General features: G+C 29.9%; 18 protein-coding genes, 1 tRNA gene and 1 pseudogene. 14 read left to right on the forward strand and 6 right to left on the reverse strand.

The window, feature by feature from the left end; genetic code table 11:
- The first annotated feature begins 1 nt into the window (after position 1).
- Positions 2-1,228: a glutamate-cysteine ligase family protein gene (locus LX78_RS10135; protein WP_109682544.1), complete on the forward strand. Its 1,227-nt coding sequence runs from the start codon at positions 2-4 to the stop codon at positions 1,226-1,228.
- Positions 1,225-1,920, forward strand: coding sequence for an N-formylglutamate amidohydrolase (locus LX78_RS10140; RefSeq protein WP_109682545.1), 696 nt, complete (start codon positions 1,225-1,227; stop codon positions 1,918-1,920). Before LX78_RS10135 ends, LX78_RS10140 begins: the two co-directional genes overlap by 4 nt.
- Here LX78_RS10140 and LX78_RS10145 read toward each other — a convergent pair.
- Positions 1,896-2,576, reverse strand: coding sequence for a M15 family metallopeptidase (locus LX78_RS10145; RefSeq protein WP_109682546.1), 681 nt, complete (start codon positions 2,574-2,576; stop codon positions 1,896-1,898). The genes LX78_RS10140 and LX78_RS10145 overlap by 25 nt on opposite strands.
- Before the next feature lie 29 nt (positions 2,577-2,605).
- Here LX78_RS10145 and LX78_RS10150 point away from each other — a divergent pair, with 29 nt between their 5' ends.
- The 9 genes from LX78_RS10150 (at position 2,606) to LX78_RS10190 (ending at position 9,207) form a co-directional block, all read left to right on the forward strand.
- The gene (locus LX78_RS10150; protein WP_109682547.1) at positions 2,606-3,208 is read left to right on the forward strand and encodes an alpha-ketoglutarate-dependent dioxygenase AlkB family protein; all 603 of its coding nucleotides are present in this window, start codon (positions 2,606-2,608) and stop codon (positions 3,206-3,208) included.
- Positions 3,209-3,579: 371 nt separating this feature from the next.
- Entirely contained in the window at positions 3,580-4,506 is a 927-nt protein-coding gene (locus tag LX78_RS10155; protein ID WP_109682548.1) for an alpha/beta hydrolase, read from the forward strand.
- A gap of 254 nt (positions 4,507-4,760) precedes the next feature.
- Positions 4,761-5,621: an SPFH domain-containing protein gene (locus LX78_RS10160; RefSeq protein WP_109682549.1), complete on the forward strand. Its 861-nt coding sequence runs from the start codon at positions 4,761-4,763 to the stop codon at positions 5,619-5,621.
- Between the two features lies 1 nt (position 5,622).
- Positions 5,623-5,805: a hypothetical protein gene (locus LX78_RS10165; RefSeq protein ID WP_109682550.1), complete on the forward strand. Its 183-nt coding sequence runs from the start codon at positions 5,623-5,625 to the stop codon at positions 5,803-5,805.
- A gap of 6 nt (positions 5,806-5,811) precedes the next feature.
- Positions 5,812-5,970: a DUF4177 domain-containing protein gene (locus LX78_RS10170; RefSeq protein ID WP_109682551.1), complete on the forward strand. Its 159-nt coding sequence runs from the start codon at positions 5,812-5,814 to the stop codon at positions 5,968-5,970.
- Positions 5,971-6,906 carry an alpha/beta hydrolase family protein gene (locus LX78_RS10175; protein WP_109682552.1) on the forward strand — a complete coding sequence of 312 codons (936 nt, stop codon included), beginning with the start codon at positions 5,971-5,973 and terminating at the stop codon, positions 6,904-6,906.
- A gap of 1 nt (position 6,907) precedes the next feature.
- The gene (locus LX78_RS10180) at positions 6,908-7,081 is read left to right on the forward strand and encodes an Arc family DNA-binding protein (RefSeq protein WP_109682553.1); all 174 of its coding nucleotides are present in this window, start codon (positions 6,908-6,910) and stop codon (positions 7,079-7,081) included.
- A 58-nt stretch (positions 7,082-7,139) separates the two neighbouring features.
- Positions 7,140-8,450: a DUF819 family protein gene (locus tag LX78_RS10185; RefSeq protein ID WP_109682554.1), complete on the forward strand. Its 1,311-nt coding sequence runs from the start codon at positions 7,140-7,142 to the stop codon at positions 8,448-8,450.
- 52 nt (positions 8,451-8,502) lie between these two features.
- Entirely contained in the window at positions 8,503-9,207 is a 705-nt protein-coding gene (locus LX78_RS10190) for a DUF4369 domain-containing protein (RefSeq protein WP_109682555.1), read from the forward strand.
- A 132-nt stretch (positions 9,208-9,339) separates the two neighbouring features.
- Here LX78_RS10190 and LX78_RS10195 read toward each other — a convergent pair.
- The 5 genes from LX78_RS10195 to idi form a co-directional block, all read right to left on the reverse strand.
- A tRNA-Thr gene (locus tag LX78_RS10195) sits at positions 9,340-9,413 on the reverse strand.
- Positions 9,414-9,469: 56 nt separating this feature from the next.
- A complete protein-coding gene (locus LX78_RS10200) occupies positions 9,470-9,739 on the reverse strand; it encodes a hypothetical protein (protein WP_109682556.1) in 270 nt (89 codons plus the stop codon).
- Positions 9,740-9,766: 27 nt separating this feature from the next.
- A complete protein-coding gene (locus LX78_RS10205; protein ID WP_109682557.1) occupies positions 9,767-10,738 on the reverse strand; it encodes a type I phosphomannose isomerase catalytic subunit in 972 nt (323 codons plus the stop codon).
- 3 nt (positions 10,739-10,741) lie between these two features.
- Complete coding sequence (locus LX78_RS10210; RefSeq protein ID WP_109682558.1) at positions 10,742-11,152, reverse strand: 6-pyruvoyl trahydropterin synthase family protein; 411 nt, start codon at positions 11,150-11,152, stop codon at positions 10,742-10,744.
- The gene (gene idi / locus LX78_RS10215; RefSeq protein WP_109682559.1) at positions 11,149-11,676 is read right to left on the reverse strand and encodes an isopentenyl-diphosphate Delta-isomerase; all 528 of its coding nucleotides are present in this window, start codon (positions 11,674-11,676) and stop codon (positions 11,149-11,151) included. Before idi ends, LX78_RS10210 begins: the two co-directional genes overlap by 4 nt.
- Positions 11,677-11,802: 126 nt before the next feature.
- On the opposite strand from idi, the gene LX78_RS10220 reads away from it, so the two are divergent.
- The 3 genes and pseudogenes from LX78_RS10220 to LX78_RS10230 all read left to right on the forward strand — a co-directional run.
- Positions 11,803-13,389, forward strand: a complete 1,587-nt coding sequence (locus LX78_RS10220) for a peptide chain release factor 3 (RefSeq protein WP_109682560.1) — start codon at positions 11,803-11,805, stop codon at positions 13,387-13,389.
- A gap of 139 nt (positions 13,390-13,528) precedes the next feature.
- Entirely contained in the window at positions 13,529-15,367 is a 1,839-nt protein-coding gene (locus tag LX78_RS10225; RefSeq protein ID WP_109682561.1) for a LysM peptidoglycan-binding domain-containing protein, read from the forward strand.
- Between the two features lie 161 nt (positions 15,368-15,528).
- A pseudogene (locus tag LX78_RS10230) lies at positions 15,529-16,653 on the forward strand (hypothetical protein); the annotation flags it as partial.

Below are 16,653 nucleotides of genomic sequence, written 5' to 3' on the forward strand. Positions count from 1 at the left end.
GATGAGTAAAAAATATCACTTATTTGAAGTTTACGGCATTGAACTAGAATACATGCTGGTTTATAATAAATCTTTTAAAGCTGCTCCAATAGTCGATAAATTATTGACCAAAAAAGCTGGTGAATTAACTGCTGATATTGAAAATGGAGACATAGCCTGGAGTAACGAATTGGTAGCTCATGTGGTTGAATTAAAAACCAATGGCCCAACTAATAATTTAGACGATTTATCTGAGGCATTTCATAAAAATGTTTTAGAAATTAATGCGCTTCTAAAACCATTAGAATCACATTTATTACCTACTGCAGCACATCCATTATTAAACCCTGCAAAAGACACAGAGCTTTGGAAGCATAGCTATAGTGAAGTTTACGAGTTATACAACAGGATTTTTGATTGCAATGGTCATGGCTGGAGTAATGTACAAAGTACACATATAAATTTACCGTTTTTCGACGATAAAGAATTTGAGAAACTCCATGCAGCTATTAGAATTATACTGCCTTTAATCCCTGGTTTGTGCGCTAGTTCTCCAATATTGGAAGGAAAAAAAACAGGCTTTAAAGACACACGTTTGGAATACTACAAAACTAACCAGAAAGAAATTCCAGAACTAACAGGATTGGTAATTCCTGAACGTGTTTTTAGTAAAGTTGATTATTATGCTACTATTTTCGAGCCTATTAAAAGAGCCATTAGACCACATGACACAAAGAAAATATTAGATCATCATTTTTTAAACTCTCGTGGTGCTATAGCACGTTTCGATAGAAATGCCATTGAAATAAGATTAGTAGACATTCAAGAATGTCCAAAAGCTGATATGGCTATTTGTGTGTTAATTATTGAAGTCTTAAAACTTTTGGTTTATAAAAAATTAGCACCAATTCAACAGCAGAAAAAATGGTTAAAACAGGAACTATTTGATATTTTAAATCCAATTATCAAAGATGCTGAAAATTACACCATTTCAAACTTGGATTATTTAAGCCTGTTTTTAATTGAAGAAACTATTTCAGTAAAGAATATCTGGAAACATTTATATGGATTGGCTAAAGAGAATATTCATGAATCACACCATGAAGCCATTGAAATTATTTTAAATGAAGGCACGTTAGCAACCAGAATTTTAAAAGCAATTGGAGATGATTATTCTGAGCCTAACATTAAAAAAGTCTATTCAAAACTAGCAGATTGCTTGCAAGAAAACACTGTTTTCTTGCCATGAAACTAGTCTTAACTTGTGAACATGGAGGAAATTTTATTCCAAAAAATTATAAATTACTTTTTAATGATCAACAAGATATTCTAAACTCACATAGAGGTTACGATTTAGGTTCTTTAGATTTATTTAAACATTTAAAACCTCTTTCAAACTTTTCTATTTCAAGTGAAACCAGTCGTTTATTAATAGAACTTAACAGATCGCTACATCATAGAAAACTGTTTTCGGAATTTTCAAATGGCCTTTCAAAAACAGAGAAAAAACAGCTTATCGAATCCTACTATTTAGTTTATAGAAATAAAGTTGAAAATCAGATAGAAAACTTTATAAATGCTGGAGAAACCGTTTTGCATCTTTCAATTCATTCGTTTACACCAATATTAAATGACGATTTTAGGAATTGTGATTTCAGTTTATTATTTGATTCCAGAAGATCTTCAGAAAAGCAATTCAGTATAAGCTTAAAAGAAGATATCTTAAAAATAAATCCTTATTACAAAGTTCGTTATAATTATCCATATCTAGGAAAGGCAGATGGTTTTACAACTTATTTAAGAAAACAGTTTTTAGAAAATTATATAGGTATTGAGCTTGAAATCAATCAGAAATTTTCAAAAAACAATGTTTTGGACTCACAAATTAAACAAGATTTGTATGCAGTTTTAGAGAGTTATTCTACAGGAAAATTGAAGTAAGTATCAGGAAATGGTTCGTGCCTTAAAGTAAAATGCCACCATTCTTTTGGATAATTTCTAAAACCATGCTTTAACATAATAGTTTGCAAAAGCTGTCTATTGGTTTTTTGTGCATCAGAAATATCTGGATAGTTAACCCAAGAAGCTTCCCCAAAAAAATCGTAAGGACTTCCCATATCTAAAGCTTCATGAGTATTTGCATCTATAATGGTTAAATCTAAGGTACTTCCTCTGCTATGCCCAGATTTAGAAGCAATATAACCTTCTTGAAACAAATGTTTCTTCTTAACTTCTGGATAAAACTGCTGTTTATTTATAGTGTCGTTTAAGTCTTTTGCCCAAGTCATAAAATGGTTTACAGCTTCTTGAGGTCTGTACCCATCAAAAACTTTTAAGCATAAATTGTTTAGTAATAATTCGTTTTGAACATTTTTTAAAGCTTCTGCAGTTTGCTTAGTAACAATTAATTTATTGGCATGGTAGCCTTCAATAGTATCACCAACAAAGTTATGGGTCGAGTAATATCTTAATTCTACAACTAAATCTGGAATAATAGCCGTTGCATATACAAAACCTTCGGGTAAGCTCTTTTTATCTTGCTTGAATGAAACAAGAATCAAAAAAAGAGAAACTAATATGGTTATTTTTATTTTCATAGAGTTATGCTAATTTAGAGAAAAATTAAATGATGGATTTATTTTCTTCAGAAAAAACCATTTACAATCTGCCACAAGCAGAACTTATTTACATACCACAGTTTTATAAACAAACTGAAGCCAATTCTCTTTTTAAAAACTTATTGGATAATGTTATATGGCAACAAGACAACATTACTTTGTTTGGCAAAACACACAAACAGCCTAGATTAACTGCTTTGTATGCTGAAAACAACAACTATTATACCTATTCTGGTATTACAATGAAACCACATCCATTTAGCAAGTTGTTACTAAAAATAAAGAATGATGTTGAGTCTGTTTCAAAACATACATTTAATTCGGTACTTATAAATTTATATAGAGATGGGAAGGACAGTAATGGTTGGCATGCAGACAACGAAAAAGAATTAGGAACCAATCCAGTAATTGCCTCAGTTAGTTTAGGAGCAATTAGAATTTTTAAGTTTAAACACAGAACATTAAAACATGAAAACTATAAATTAGAATTAGAACATGGCAGTTTATTAATCATGAAGGGAGAAATGCAGCATTTTTGGTTACACCAAATCCCGAAAACCAAGAAAGACATAGGAGAACGAATTAATCTAACATTTCGGTTTATTGCATAAAAAAAACCGAGGTCCCTCAACCTCGGTTTAGTTTTACTTGCATTTTATTATGTAGTTCGATTTAGGGTCTCTAGTATCAACAACATAATGCAAATATTAATTAATTAATCCATTGAACTAAAAAGTAATATTTTAGTACACTTCAAATGTAAAATTATATTTCAATTTCAACGTTTAAAAGCTATTATTTTCGATGAAATGCATCTTTTTTTAACATTTGAAGGTGAAATAACACATATAATCGACGAAATGCACAATTTTTAATTATATATCATCAGTAATTTTTATCCAATTAAAAGATAATTTTAAAGTAATTTTACGTTATAAAGAGATATAAAATTCTTTTGTCACTCTGTTTAAATTAAAACGCTATGAAACTAAAAGTTCTATTTGTATTATTACTATGCAGTGTATCTAGAATTAATTCACAAGAAAATGTCTTTATAGCTGAAGATATTTCTATCAATCAATTTATTGATGGTACTTTACTTACACCTACAACTATTGACAAACCTTCGTTAACAATAATTATTGGCGACTCTGGTCCTATTGATAGAAATGGAAATCAGAATTTTCAAAAAAATAATAGTATAAAAAAACTAGCAGAAGGGTTAGCCAATAATGGCATTGCAACCTTTAGATATGATAAACGCATTGTTAAACAAATTAGAAAAGGGCGAGTTGATAAAAATATTAGTTTCAATGACTTTGTTTCAGATGCAGTTTCAATTATAGATTACTTTAACGAAAAAAGTACTTTTAAAAATATATATGTTATTGGTCATGGTCAAGGTAGTTTAGTTGGTATGCTTGCTTCTAAAGAACATATAGCTGGATTTATTTCCATTGCAGGTTCTGGAAAGTCTATAGATCAAGTAATTTTAGAACAAATTAAACTAACAGTTCCTGGACTTGAAGAAGAATCTAAAATTGCTTTTCAAATTCTAAAAGAAGGAAAAACCACAACAAACTATCCTCCAGCACTTGAGTCTATTTTTAGTTTAGAAAACCAATCTTTTGTTAGTAGCTGGATGCAATATAATCCTCAAGAAATAATTTCAGAACTTAATATCTCCACACTTGTTATTAATGGAACTAAAGATTTACAAGTGCCAATAGAAGAAGCACAACTTTTAAAAGAAGCTTCTCAAAATGGTAGTGTTTTAATTCTTGAGAACATGAACCATGTTATGTTTCCTATTCTTGGAGACGATCTAGAAAACTCAAAATCTTATAATGAATCTTTTAGACAATTAAGTCCAGAGCTTATTCCTGCTATTGTAGAATTTATTAAATAGATCTTCATATTACATAATATTAAAAAAGAAAAGCATCTGTAAAACAGATGCTTTTCCAACTAACCAACCAAAAATATGAATTACTACCTTTTTATAAAGTAACCACACTCTGTAAAAAGTCTTGTGTAGTAAATTTTTGTATAATATACATTTCAATCATCGTGCCAAACTTTATTTTGTAGTTAAATAAATAATACATATCTTTATGATATCATTTTAATATCATATTAAATTAACTATATAAATTTATAAACATGAAAGAAGAAAAAATTATCGTTCCTGCAAATGGCTACTTAATGCTATTTGTTTTTTTATTATTATTTTTTGGTACAATAGCTATAGCTATTTTGGCACAAAACCCTGCATTCTTATTATTTATTCCGTTAGCTATTATAATAGCAGCTGGTTTTATAATGGTTCAACCAAATAATTCAAGAGTTTTATTACTTTTTGGAAAATATGTTGGTTCAGTAAAAAAGAATGGATTCTATTGGGTAAATCCATTTTATACTAAAAAGAAAATATCATTAAGAGCTAGTAATTTCGATAGTGAACGTTTAAAAGTGAACGACAAACTTGGTAATCCAGTAATGATAAGTACTATACTTGTTTGGAGGGTTCAAAACACATACAAAGCAGCTTTTGATGTAGATAATTTCGAAAATTTTGTACGCGTACAAACAGATGCTGCAGTTAGAAAGTTAGCTAGTATGTATCCATACGATAATTTTGCAGATGAAGGTCTAACAGAAGATATTACACTTCGCTCAAGTGTTAATGAAGTAAGCAATGCACTAGAAAAAGAAATTGACGAACGTTTATCTATTGCTGGAATTGAAGTTCTAGAGGCTAGAATTGGATATTTAGCTTATGCTCAAGAAATAGCAAATGCTATGTTAAAACGTCAGCAAGCAACTGCCATTGTAGCAGCCAGACACAAAATTGTAGAAGGAGCTGTAAGCATGGTAGAAATGGCTCTGCACGAATTGAGTAAAAAACAAATTATAGATTTAGACGATGAACGTAAAGCAGCCATGGTAAGTAACCTCATGGTAATTTTATGTGGAGACAAAGATGCTTCGCCTGTTTTAAACACAGGAACTTTAAGTCATTAAAATGAACAAAAAGCAAACTTATAGTATTGCAATAGGAGTTGCGCTAGGTTCGAGTTTTGGAACAACCATAGGAACTGTTATTGGAGATGTGGCTATGGGAATAGTTTATGGTTCCATTATTGGTTCTTGCATTGGTGTCCTTTTAACTTTAACTTACTTTAAAAATGAAAATGATAAACAGTAAAAATCTATGAAAGAATACAAAGTAATATCTTGGAAAATGGGTTTAAGTAAAAACAACGAACGCTTAGAAGAAACTTTAAATCAACATGCTGTTTCTGGCTGGAGAGTAATTCACATTGCTGAGAATTCAGCAAGAATTGTATTAGAACGAGATAAAAACAGATAGATGAAATTATTAATTTATATATTCATTTTTATAAGCTTTAATATTAGCTATTCTCAAACAAATATAATTTCAGAGGAGATTCTATTAATGAATGATAGTATTAAACTTCCTGGTACTTTGTCTTACAACAAAGATTTAAAAAGTCAGCCATTAGTTATTTTTATTCATGGTTCAGGAAATGTAGATAGAAATGGTAATCAAGATGGAGTTAACATAAAAGCCAATTATATTAAGCAATTAGCTGATAGTTTAAACATTAGAGGAATTGCTTTCTATCGATATGACAAACGAAGTGCATCTAAGGAAAATTTAAAATTCATGATGGACGATTTGGATTTTTATTGTTTTGTTGATGATGCCAATTTAGCCGTAGCAAATTTTAAAAACGACAATCGATTTAATAGCATCACTTTAATTGGTCATAGTCAAGGATCCTTAGTTGCCATGTTAGCATCTCAAGAAGATGTCGATAGATATGTTTCTATAGCTGGTGTAAGTGATGATATGGGAAATTTTATTATCAATAGCTATAAAGTATATAGTGAAGAAATGGGCAACATGGCAAAAGAACATATAACAGAGCTTAAAGAAACTGGAACCATAAAGACTGTAAATCCTGCTTTAGCACATTTATTTAGTAAACCCAATCAACCTTTCTTTATTACTTGGATGGCTTATAATCCTTCAGTTGAAATAAAAAAATTAGAAATTCCTGTTCTTATTATTAACGGAACAAAAGATCTTCAGGTTAAAGTTGAAGAAGCTGAAAAACTACATGAAGAAAAACCAAATTCTGAATTAGTGATTATTGAAAATATGAATCATGTTTTAAAAACTATTGAAAAAGACGAAGACAATATAAAATCTTATTATTCACCAGATTTTCCTTTATCTGAAGAATTGATAAATAGTATAGACACTTTTATAAATAAATAATATGTCGAAAAAGAAAGCCTTTGCACTAAGAATAAATGAAGAGATGCTCAAAGCCATAGAAAAATGGGCTTCAGATGAGTTTAGGAGCACCAATGGACAAATTGAGTGGATACTTATGCAGTACCTTAAAGAACATAACAGAGAGCCAAAAAAAACAGACAAAAAGCAACTTTAAAAAAGTTGCTTTTTTTATAACCTTTTATTTTGGTATTTTGCAGTTCAAAATTATAAATATGCAACAGCCACCTATTTTTACTAACGATACAATTGTATTTGGACTCCTAATGTTGACGTTAGGTTTTATTTTTTACACAGAATCTATAAAAACAGGGTTTTGGCCAAAATTTTATAAAATTGTTCCAGGACTATTTATGGCCTACATGCTTCCTGCCGTTTTAACTACTTTAGGACTAATAGCTCCTGAATGGCAAACAACCTCAGAAACTGGAGAAGTTATAGAACATAGTACCAGTTTATATTATATGTCTAGTCGTTATTTATTACCTGCTGCTTTAGTACTTATGACTTTGAGTATTGATTTAAAAGCTGTTTATAATTTAGGCTGGAAAGCTTTAGTTATGTTCTTAACTGGAACGGTTGGAATTATTATTGGAGGCCCAATTGCCATTCTATTAATTTCTATGGTTTCTCCAGAAACTGTTGGTGGTGTTGGTCCAGATGCTGTTTGGAGAGGGCTTTCTACATTAGCTGGAAGTTGGATTGGTGGAGGTGCAAACCAAACTGCCATGCTTGAGATATTTGAGTATAATCAATCTGAATATGGTAAAATGGTATTTGTAGATATTGTAGTTGCAAATATATGGATGGCTATCATATTAATTGGAATTGGAAGATCTAAAGCCATTGATAAATGGTTAGGTGCAGATAATTCTGCCATTGAGTCTTTAAAAGAAAAAGTAACCTCTTTTGCAAAAAGCGTTAATAGAAACCCTTCTTTAACCGACATCATGATTATTGTTGCCATTGCTTTTGGAACAGTTAGCTTCTCTCATATTGGTGCAAATTTTTTAGCTCCTTATTTTGAAAGTGTAGTTAACAATATTGAATCCAAAACATTAAGGAACACCTTTACTTTCTTAGATTCGCAATTCTTCTGGATGATAAGTATTGCAACTCTTATAGCCATATTTTTATCTTTTACAAAAGCAAAAAATTACGAAGGAGCTGGAGCTAGTAAATTTGGTAGTGTCTTTATTTATATTCTTGTGGCATCTATAGGAATGAAAATAGATTTGATGTCAATTTTCGATAATCCTGGATTAATTGCTGTAGGTTTAATTTGGATGAGTATTCATGCCATCTTATTAATTATTATAGCAAAAGTTATTAAAGCACCATATTTCTTTTTAGCTGTTGGAAGTCAGGCAAACGTTGGTGGAGCAGCTTCTGCTCCTATTGTTGCTTCAGCTTTTCATCCATCTCTAGCAACTGTTGGTGTACTTTTAGCAGTCTTTGGATATGCTATTGGAACCATTGCTGCAATTGGCTGTACTATTTTAATGAAAATAGCAGCAGGAGGCTAGTATTTGAATAATATTTATGTGATATTTGCGCTCCAAAATTCTAAAAATTTATATGAAAAAATATAGCTTATTAGTTGTTCTACTTGTTTTAATTTCTTGTGGTAAAGATTCAAATCCAGACCTTATTGTAAAAGGAAATGTAAAGGGATTAAAAAAAGGAACTATTTATCTTGAAAAAGAACAAGATTCCTCTATAATTATTGTAGACTCAATATTAATAAATGGAGCTTCAAATTTTGAATTAAAAAGCGATTTAGAATCTCCTGAAGCATTTTATTTACGTTTAGACAAACGTAATAGTAATGAAACAAACACCAGAATTGTATTCTTTGGTGATAAAGGAATTACTGAAGTTAATACAACTTTAAAAAACTTTGTTACAGATGCTAAAATTAATGGCTCTGAACAACAAAAACTTTATGAAGAATACTTAAAAGTTATATCACGATACGATGATAAAAACTTGGATTTGATTAAAGAGAGTTTTGATGCTAAAAAAGCTAATGATTCTACTAGAATAGAAGACAATATTAAAGCATTAAACAGTTTAGTAAAGAGTAGATATTTATATACTGTTAATTTTGCTGTTACAAATAATAATAGTGAGGTAGCTCCTTATTTAGCCCTAACAGAAATTTATGATGCTCAAACAAAATGGCTAGATACAATCAATCAATCTTTAACTCCTAATGTTAAAGAATCTAAATATGGAAAAGCTTTAGAAGGTTATTTGAAAATTAGAAAATCTCAAAATTAATATAAAAAAAAGCCTCTCAAATTGAGAGACTTTTTTTTAGAGTCAGAGATAATCGAACTCTTGTCCATCTTTTACATATAAAGCTTCTTGTATAAAGACAAAAAGTCCAGTATTTCTACTAGACTTTTTTTGAGCCGATGGAGGGACTCGAACCCACGACCTGCTGATTACAAATCAGCTGCTCTAGCCAGCTGAGCTACATCGGCAAAACAGGATGCAAATATAATCTTGAAAATAATATTTGCAAATTTTTTTTCTGTTTTTAACCTAGTTTATTAATTTTTTCAATTAAGGCTCTTCCTTTGTCTTCCAATTCTTTATTTATAGCCTTGAAGTGTGCTTTTTTATCTTCCACTTTTCTATCGTTAACCTTAGCAATTAACTCGTCAAAAGTAGCAATAGCTTCATCAATAATTGCTTCACTTTTTTTAGTGTTTTTATCTGTGTTTGAATATTCCCAAACATATACTGCCTCAATAATGTCTCCTAATACATAATTGATGTCTTTCTTTAAATCTTTTTTATTTGCCATTTTTTAATAATTTAATTAGATGCAAAATTAAACATAAACTTCTAATAGCGTTGCATTTTTAGAAGTAATTTCAAATTCAAATATATTAGCTGGAATCAAAATGGTTTCGCCAGTTTTTATGTGCTCTTTATAACTTGATGTTGTTAGTATTGCTTCACCTTCAACACACATATAAATTATAAATGAATCGTATGTGTTTTTAATATTTATTGCCTTATTTATTTTTAAATAGTTAGTAGTAAAATAAGGACATTCTACCATTTTATTTGATTGATTAGCCGTTTTATTATAATTAACTTTAAAATCACTGTTCAAATTAAAACTTATGGCTTCAAGAGCCAAATCTGTATGTAAATCTCTTTGCTTCCCTTCATTATCCATTCTATCCCAATCATATATTCTATAAGTTATATCACTTGTCTGTTGAATTTCTGCAAGCATCACTCCTGCTCCAATTGCATGAACTTTTCCTTCTCGAATTATAAAAGTATCTCCAGATTTAACATTCTCAAAATTTAAAATCTCAATTAAAGTTTTATTTTCTAAATGTTTCAAATATTTTTCAGAAGTCATTTCTTGATTAAAACCAACAATAAGATTTGAGTCTGGATCTGCTTGCATCACATACCACATTTCTGTTTTTCCAAATGAATTATGTCGCTTTGCTGCTATTTCATCATTAGGATGCAATTGTATAGATAAATCTTCTTTAGCATCTATGAATTTAATTAGCAATGGAAAAGTGTCTCCAAATAGTTTATAGTTTTTATTGCCAATTAAATCTTCTTTATACGTACTTAATAGGAACTTTAAAGATTGTCCTACTATATCTCCATTTGCTACAATTGAAGTATCTCCATCTACATCGCTAATCTCCCAGCTTTCCCCAACATTAGGCAATTGACTATCCTTGTTTAGAAGTGTTTTCAACTTTTGTCCACCCCAAATTTTTTCTTTCAAAATGGGTTGAAACTTTAATGGATATAATGGTTTCTTCATTCTTTATTTTCCAGAATAACTTACAAAATTACGAGGTGTTTCGAAAAGTGTGACTTCTAATTCTAAGCTTGAGTTTAGTTTTGGCTTTAGTATGTTGTAAATTACAACTACAATATTTTCAGCTGTTGGGTTTAAATTTTTAAATGCTTCAACATCTTCATTTAAATTTTTATGGTCGAGAACATCTTCAACTTCTTCTTTTATCAATTCTTTTAAAACCTTCATATCTATTACATAACCAGTCTCTTTATCAATTTGCCCAGTTACGCTCACAATCAATTCATAATTATGTCCATGATAATTAGGATTGTTGCACTTACCAAAAACAACATCGTTTTTTTCATTGCTCCAATCTTTTCTATACAATCTGTGTGCAGCATTAAAATGCGCTTTTCTACTTACCGTTACCTTCATTTTTCAGAAATATTAATGTGTTCGTAGAATTTATCAAATATAATTTTAAACCACTCTGTATATAATTTTGGATGCAAAATCATATCTTCTTTTATTGCTTCCAAAGACTTCCATTTCCAATTTAGCACTTCATCAGTATTTATATTTGGTTCATTATTAAATTTCCCAATTAAAATATGATCGTATTCATGTTCAGTTAATCCATTGTCAAAAGGAGCTTTATAAATAAAAGAAATAGATTCTTCCAAAGTTGTTACAAATCCCATTTCTTCCTGCAATCTACGTTTACCTGCTTCAATATTAGTCTCACCATCTCTTTGATGACTACAGCAAGTATTTGTCCATAATTTCGGGGAATGATATTTATGTGCTGCACGTTGTTGGAGCATTAATTCATTTTTGTCATTAAATACAAAAACTGAAAATGCACGATGAAGCAAGGCTTTTTCATGTGCCTCAAGTTTAGGCATGAGTCCTATTTGCTCATCATTTTCATTCACTAATATTACCTGCTCTTCTACCATACTACAAAAATACCAATCAAAAGATTAAAAATACGTCAAACTTTTCATAAAATTAAAAAGCTATTATAACAAACATTTAAATTGTGTTTAATAATAGTATCTTTGCAACCCATTTGCAAGATTATTATGAGTTTTATAAAGGAAATTAACAGACGAAGAACCTTTGGTATTATTTCGCATCCAGATGCTGGAAAAACTACTTTAACCGAAAAATTATTACTATTTGGTGGAGCTATTCAGGAGGCTGGAGCTGTAAAAAGTAACAAAATCAAAAAAGGAGCTACCAGTGACTTTATGGAAATTGAGCGTCAACGTGGAATTTCGGTTGCAACTTCTGTGCTTGCTTTTGAGTATGATGGTATAAAAATAAATATCCTTGACACACCTGGTCATAAAGATTTTGCTGAAGACACTTTTAGAACGTTAACAGCTGTTGACAGTGTTATAGTAGTAATTGATGTTGCAAAAGGAGTTGAGGAACAAACTGAAAAATTAGTTGAAGTTTGTAGAATGCGCAACATTCCAATGATTGTTTTTATCAATAAAATGGATCGTGAAGGAAAAGATGCTTTTGATTTATTAGATGAAGTTGAACAAAAATTAGGTTTACATGTTGTGCCTTTGAGTTTTCCAATAGGAATGGGTTACGACTTTAAAGGTATTTATAACCTTTGGGAAAACAACATCAATCTTTTTAGTGGTGATAGTAGAAAAGATATTGAGGAAACCATTGAGATTTCTGATTTACAATCTCAAGAATTAAATAAATTAGTAGGAGATAAAGCTGCCAACACATTACGTGAAGAAATTGAATTGGTTGAAGGTATATATCCAACTTTTGATAAAGACGAATACCTTAATGGGAAACAACAACCTGTTTTTTTTGGTTCGGCATTAAACAATTTTGGTGTTAGAGAATTATTGGATTGTTTTGTGGAGATTGCTCCAAAACCTCGTCCTAAACAAAGTGAAGAAAGATTAGTAAGACCAGAAGAAGATAAGTTTACTGGGTTTGTTTTTAAAATCCATGCCAACATGGATCCTAATCATAGAAACCGATTAGCCTTTGTTAAAATTGTTTCTGGTGAGTTTAGACGAAATGTGTCTTATTTACATGTAAGAAAGAATAAAAAAGTTAAGTTTTCAAGTCCAAATGCTTTTTTTGCTGAAAAGAAGGAGATAGTTGATATATCTTATCCAGGAGATATTGTTGGTCTTCAAGATACTGGAACCTTTAAAATTGGTGATACTTTAACCGAGGGCGAAGTTTTAAATTATAAAGGAGTTCCTAGCTTTTCTCCAGAACATTTTAGATATATTAATAATGCAGACCCATTAAAATCTAAACAGTTATTTAAAGGAATTGACCAGTTAATGGATGAAGGTGTTGCCCAATTATTTACTTTAGAACTAAATGGAAGAAAAGTGATTGGTACTGTTGGCGCATTACAATATGAAGTTATTCAATACCGATTAGAACATGAATATGGTGCTAAATGTACTTACGAAAACTTAAATGTACATAAAGCCTGTTGGGTTGAAGCTAAAGATCCAAAAAGTGCAGAATACAAAGAATTTTTAAGAGTTAAACAACGCTTTTTAGCAAAAGATAAACAAGGTCAATTGGTGTTTTTGGCAGATTCTCCATTTTCTTTACAGATGACACAACAAAAATATCCAAGTATTAAGTTCCATTTTACATCAGAATATTAAATTATTACTAGTTTTTTCGATTTATAATTATTGTTTATAAACTGTTTATAAATTGTATTGAAAAGTCTCACTATACCTTAAATATTCGATATTTTTATAAATCTAATATAATCATCTATTATTAAATAGTTTCATCTAAATGAAGTTTATAATTAACCTTTATGTTTTTTGTTTGTTTGGAAGTGTTTTAGGGCTCGCTCAAAACAATCCTAATTTTCATATAGTTACAAAAGGCGAAAATGTTTATAGAATCTCTTTAAAATATCATGTCTCTATGAATGCTATTTTTGAGCTAAATCCAGGGTCAGATAAAGTTATACTAGTTGGGCAAACCTTAAAAATCCCTAATTCAACAAAACTCATTCAAGGTTTCCAAAGTCAGAATATTAATGAATATGCAGTTATAAAAGGTGATACAAAATATGGTTTATCAAAAAAATATGGTATTACAATAAATCAATTAGAGTCTGTTAATCCACATATTTCTAATGGCCTTCAAGCAGGACATATAATTAAGATTCCAAAATCAAATAATGTTCAAGACTCTAACACTTATGTAGTAAAAAAGGGTGACACAAAATGGAGCTTATCTAAAAGTTATGGTATCTCTGTATCACAATTTGAGAAAATTAACCCAAATACGGTCCCAATATTAAAAGCAGGAGACGTAATTTATACATCAATTAATAATAATACTACTGTTAATATTACTACTGAAACAGAACTTAATACAGATCATGTAGATTCTGAAGTCATACTAAATGTACCTTCTAACTCAAACAAAGAAAATGTAAGTGAATTCATAGACTATATAATAAAACCAAAAGAAACTTTATATGGGTTGTCTAAAAGAGCAGACATGACAGTAGATGAATTCCTTAATTTAAACCCGCAACTTTCTGAAAATGTTTTAATTGGCACTATAATTAAAATGCCAAACACAAATAAAACTAGCACTTCTGATATTGAAAATGAATCTGAAGTATCTAATTCATTTCCTAAACAAAACATTTCTACCCAAATTATTTGGAATAATGACCAAATAAATACAAATAGTCAATCCACATTTATAAAAAATTATAAAATTGGTATGCAAATGGCTATAGATTCTATTAAAAAAGTAATCCCAAACATAAATCTTAATATAAGAGACTCTTTAGACATTAACCTTTTAGAAAACATTGACACATCTAATTTAAACACTAAATTTATTATCCAACCATTAGTTTCAGATAATAATAATTCTAACTCTTTGAGCATTTCAACACTTCAAGATGGAAGATTAAAAACGACTAATTATATAGGATTAACAGAAGAATCTAAATTGCAATATGGAATTATTAAATACTTAAATGAAAATAGTGGAAATAAAATCCTTATTTATGATAAAGATAAAAATGATACTAAAGATTTTGTAGACAGTCAAATAACAAACCTAAAAACAATACGTATCAATAATAAAGGAGTTTTTAATAATCAAGAACTCATAGATTATTTAGATCCTAATAGTAAGAATTATGTTATTATTGAAAGCTCTAGAGATGGTGTTTACTTAAGTACTACGAATATACTATTAAAACAATTGACAAATTACAATATTGAACTTGTCGTTTTAAATGCTAAATATATTCCTGAGGAGGATAGAGTTTCTAGTAAACGGTTTCGTATACTCAAACTAATTTATCCTTCTTCTTTTTCCCCATTATTTTACAATCAAAAAAATTTATTGTTAAAAAATAATAATCAAAATGTAAGTAAGAATGATAGTAACAATATAATATATGGGTTTGGAATGGTCTATCATGCTCTATATCAAATTTATTTTAATAACTATGAAAATTTTAAAGATTTCAATTTCAACCCTCTAGGGATAATTATGGAATATGACGATACAAATTTACAATTTAGTAACAAAACTGTTTACATCTATTGCTATAAGGAAAATTCTGACATTTTTTTATTAAAAACATACAAGTAATCAAATTTATAATATGTTAAGAATAACTTAAAAAAATAGATATTATTACCGTTTATCTATAAAATTAACATTTTATCTTATATTTATACAAAATAATAAAATCTAGATTAATTAATATTGTGAATTTTTAATCATTTTTAAATAATTAGACTCCGAATCCTATGACCAACTCCAAAGCATTTTTTGTTGTTTTCATCTTTGTGTTTTTAGGAAATATTTTTTTTTCAAATGCACAATGCCCTACAATTGTAGATTCAAATCAAAATTTTTGTGATTTAGAATCACTTCTAGTATCAGATTTACAAGCTATCGATAATGGTGGAGGTGTCTTTTGGTATGATACAGCAACTTCTGTAACCCCTTTAAGCAATTCTACATCACTTATTAATGGTCAAGATTATTTTGCAGATGATAGCTCTGGAAATTGTGGTGTAAGACAGCGTGTTGACGTAACTATTACTGGACCACCAATAGGTTTGAATTTTCAAGGAGTTTGTGTAGAAGATGCTAATGATGCTACTATTTCAGACCTTGTATTGACTGGAAATGATATTCAGTGGTATTTAACCCCTTCAGGTGGTACTGCATTAAATCCTACTACTGTTTTAATTGACAATACTATTTACTATGCAAACCAATCTAATCCTGTTACGGGCTGTAGATCATCTCGACTATCAGTTTTTGTTAATGTTGGAGTTGTCCCAGTTCCTACTGGTGATGCAATACAAACCTTTTGTGTAATACCTGGCTCTAGTCCACCAACTGTTTCAGATTTAGTTGCCAATGGTATCAATATTCAATGGTACTCTTCTATATCATCTGCATCGCCTTTAGATCCTAATACACCATTAATTGATGGAGAAAATTATTTTGCAACCATATCAGACCCTCCTTGTGAGAGTTTTATTAGATTAGAAGTAATTGTAGAGTTTTTAATTCAAAGTACAGCCGGAAACAATGGAAGTCTTGAGATTTGTGAAGATGATACCAATACTTACGATTTATTTAATAGTCTTGGTGGTACGCCTGATTCTGGTGGTATCTGGTCTCCTGCTCTTAATAGTGGTACTGGACTTTTCGATCCTGCTCTTGATGCGCCTGGAACATATACCTATACAGTCACTAGCTCTAATCCTGCTTGTAATGATGCTTCGGCTTCTGTAACTGTAACATTTATTGTTCCGCCTGTGGCTGGAAATAATGGAAGTCTTGAGATTTGTGAAGATGATACCAATACTTACGATTTATTTAATAGTCTTGGTGGTACGCCTGATTCTGGTGGTATC

It is taken from the genome of Xanthomarina spongicola, assembly GCF_003148645.1.
Classification (GTDB): domain Bacteria; phylum Bacteroidota; class Bacteroidia; order Flavobacteriales; family Flavobacteriaceae; genus Xanthomarina; species Xanthomarina spongicola.

Excerpts from the sequence above, each read along its gene's own strand:
- LX78_RS10190 (WP_109682555.1), top strand. The coding sequence starts at position 8,503 with ATGAAAAAATATAGCTTATTAGTTGTTCTACTTGTTTTAATTTCTTGT.
- LX78_RS10160 (WP_109682549.1), top strand. The coding sequence starts at position 4,761 with ATGAAAGAAGAAAAAATTATCGTTCCTGCAAATGGCTACTTAATGCTA.
- LX78_RS10210 (WP_109682558.1), bottom strand. The coding sequence starts at position 11,152 with ATGAAGGTAACGGTAAGTAGAAAAGCGCATTTTAATGCTGCACACAGA.
- LX78_RS10145 (WP_109682546.1), bottom strand. The coding sequence starts at position 2,576 with ATGAAAATAAAAATAACCATATTAGTTTCTCTTTTTTTGATTCTTGTT.
- idi (WP_109682559.1), bottom strand. The coding sequence starts at position 11,676 with ATGGTAGAAGAGCAGGTAATATTAGTGAATGAAAATGATGAGCAAATA.
- LX78_RS10165 (WP_109682550.1), top strand. The coding sequence starts at position 5,623 with ATGAACAAAAAGCAAACTTATAGTATTGCAATAGGAGTTGCGCTAGGT.
- LX78_RS10140 (WP_109682545.1), top strand. The coding sequence starts at position 1,225 with ATGAAACTAGTCTTAACTTGTGAACATGGAGGAAATTTTATTCCAAAA.
- LX78_RS10200 (WP_109682556.1), bottom strand. The coding sequence starts at position 9,739 with ATGGCAAATAAAAAAGATTTAAAGAAAGACATCAATTATGTATTAGGA.
- LX78_RS10220 (WP_109682560.1), top strand. The coding sequence starts at position 11,803 with ATGAGTTTTATAAAGGAAATTAACAGACGAAGAACCTTTGGTATTATT.
- LX78_RS10185 (WP_109682554.1), top strand. The coding sequence starts at position 7,140 with ATGCAACAGCCACCTATTTTTACTAACGATACAATTGTATTTGGACTC.
- LX78_RS10155 (WP_109682548.1), top strand. The coding sequence starts at position 3,580 with ATGAAACTAAAAGTTCTATTTGTATTATTACTATGCAGTGTATCTAGA.
- LX78_RS10205 (WP_109682557.1), bottom strand. The coding sequence starts at position 10,738 with ATGAAGAAACCATTATATCCATTAAAGTTTCAACCCATTTTGAAAGAA.
- LX78_RS10135 (WP_109682544.1), top strand. The coding sequence starts at position 2 with ATGAGTAAAAAATATCACTTATTTGAAGTTTACGGCATTGAACTAGAA.
- LX78_RS10175 (WP_109682552.1), top strand. The coding sequence starts at position 5,971 with ATGAAATTATTAATTTATATATTCATTTTTATAAGCTTTAATATTAGC.
- LX78_RS10180 (WP_109682553.1), top strand. The coding sequence starts at position 6,908 with ATGTCGAAAAAGAAAGCCTTTGCACTAAGAATAAATGAAGAGATGCTC.
- LX78_RS10170 (WP_109682551.1), top strand. The coding sequence starts at position 5,812 with ATGAAAGAATACAAAGTAATATCTTGGAAAATGGGTTTAAGTAAAAAC.
- LX78_RS10225 (WP_109682561.1), top strand. The coding sequence starts at position 13,529 with ATGAAGTTTATAATTAACCTTTATGTTTTTTGTTTGTTTGGAAGTGTT.
- LX78_RS10150 (WP_109682547.1), top strand. The coding sequence starts at position 2,606 with ATGATGGATTTATTTTCTTCAGAAAAAACCATTTACAATCTGCCACAA.